Annotated in this window: 2 protein-coding genes; both read left to right on the top strand. The window is 52.5% G+C overall.

Annotated elements, in window-relative coordinates:
• A partial coding sequence (locus tag V6D20_18535; protein HEY9817779.1) for a TIGR03032 family protein occupies positions 1–652 on the top strand: 652 nt, incomplete at its 5' end.
• Positions 653–723: 71 nt separating this feature from the next.
• The coding region (locus V6D20_18540) for an integrin alpha (protein HEY9817780.1) at positions 724–1,541 on the top strand (818 nt) is incomplete at its 3' end.

Here is a 1,541-nt window from a genome sequence, read left to right on the forward strand (position 1 = left end):
AACTGTCAGTGAAACCCATAGCTTTGTCCCCTTGTGGCAACCACCCTTTATCAGCAAGCTAGCTGCCGAAGATCGCTGTCATCTCAACGGCTTAGCGCTACGGGATGGGCAACCGCGCTATGTGACGAGCGTGAGCCGCAGTGATGTGGCTGATGGCTGGCGCGACCATCGCAGCGATGGTGGTTGCGTCATAGACATAGAGAGCAATGAAATCATCGCCACAGGGCTATCGATGCCCCATTCACCCCGGTGGTATGGCGATCGCCTCTGGCTATTGAACTCTGGGACAGGCGAGTTTGGGTATATCGATACCGCAACCGGCCAGTTTGAAGCGGTGACCTTTTGTCCCGGTTACCTGCGCGGCCTCGCATTTGCCGGAGACTTTGCCCTGGTTGGGCTATCAGAACCCCGCCATAACAAGAGTTTTCAAGGCTTGGCGTTAGATGCTGCCCTGGTGCAGAAGGCAGCGGAGCCAAGGTGTGGCATCGGCGTGATTGATCTACGCAGTGGAGATCTGGTGCATACATTGCGCATTGAAGGAACGGTTTCAGAACTGTATGACGTTGTGACTATCCCTAACGTGCAGCGCCCTATGGCGATCGGCATTCGCTCCGATGAAATCCGCCATGTGATTTCGATGGGTGATGGATAACGGGCACCGCTAGAGGGTGCCCGTTAGGAACAACCGTGAAAACCAATTAATGTTTAGGAAAAAGAAAAAAGATGACATTTGATCCCGTTTTGAACTTGGCTGCCCTCAATGGCAGCAATGGCTTTCGCATCGATGGGGTAGCCGAATTTGACAATTCCGGTTTTTCGGTGAGCAGTGCCGGGGATATTAATGGGGATGGTATTGATGACCTGATCATTGGGGCAACCAGTGCCAACTCTAACGGCCTTGATTCAGGCTCCAGCTATGTGGTATTTGGTAGTGTGGGTGGGTTTAATAGCACCCTCAATCTCTCCAGCCTCGATGGCAGCAATGGCTTTAGCATCTATGGGGTAACCGACTTTAACTATTTCGGTCGGTCGGTGAGTGGTGGTGGGGATATCAATGGCGATGGCTTTGATGACTTGATCATTGGGGCATTTGTTGCCGACCCCAACGGCAACACTGATTCAGGCTCTAGCTATGTGGTGTTTGGAAGTGGAGGTGGGTTTAGTAGCATTCTCAACCTCTCTAGCCTCGATGGCAGTAATGGCTTTCGTATCGATGGGGTAGCTGCATTTGACTATTCCGGGCGTTCGGTGAGCAGTGCTGGGGATGTCAATGGTGATGGCTTCGATGACCTGATCATTGGGTCATACCGTGCTGACCCCAACGGCACCAATTCAGGCTCTAGCTATGTGGTGTTTGGCAGTGATGCAGGATTTAGTAGCACCCTCAATCTCTCTGCCCTCACTGGCAGCAATGGCTTTCGTATTGATGGGGTAGCCGCAGATGACCGTTCTGGTTTTTCGGTGAGCAGTGCTGGGGATATCAATGGCGATGGCTTCGATGACCTGATCATTGGGTCATACCGTGCTGACCCCAACAGCAA

The sequence above is a fragment of the Candidatus Obscuribacterales bacterium genome, assembly GCA_036703605.1.
Classification (GTDB): Bacteria; Cyanobacteriota; Cyanobacteriia; order RECH01; family RECH01; genus RECH01.